Source organism: Pelomicrobium sp. G1, assembly GCF_051905455.1.
Classification (GTDB): domain Bacteria; phylum Pseudomonadota; class Gammaproteobacteria; order Burkholderiales; family UBA6910; genus Pelomicrobium.
In genome coordinates, this window is the sequence record NZ_JBQACR010000129.1 from 1 (window position 1) to 404 (window position 404).

General features: G+C 57.2%; 1 protein-coding gene. It reads right to left on the reverse strand.

The window, feature by feature from the left end; translation table 11 throughout:
- A partial coding sequence (locus tag ACTFO6_RS17820) for a dihydropteroate synthase (protein ID WP_439935756.1) occupies positions 1-369 on the reverse strand: 369 nt, incomplete at its 3' end.
- Between the last annotated feature and the right edge of the window lie 35 nt (positions 370-404).

The following is a 404-nucleotide window of genomic DNA, read 5'->3' on the forward strand; positions in this document are numbered from 1 at the left end:
CTGCGAACCGCTGCGGATGTACCTGAGGTACTGGGTCGAGTATTCATCCTTGCCGGTGAGCGCGTTGGCCGCAAACATGAAATCGTTGAACTCCTTAGGCGGGTTCATCACCGGATCGATCATCGCCGCGTCCGCGCCGTTCAGGATTGAGAGCGCGACGAAAGTGAAGTTGAGAAGCTTCCTTTCTGGCAGGCCGAAGGACACGTTGCTGTGGCCGCCGAAGATATGAACTTCCGGATACATCTCGCGCAGTCGTTTAACTGCGTCCAGATAATGCTTGCCGAACGATGGGCCGGCGCCGATGGGAAACACCAGCGGATCGAGAAAGCGGTCCTCCATCGGGATACCGCCCTTGTCCATGAGATCCATGCACTGGACCATGTTCTTGACCCGCTCTTCCGCAT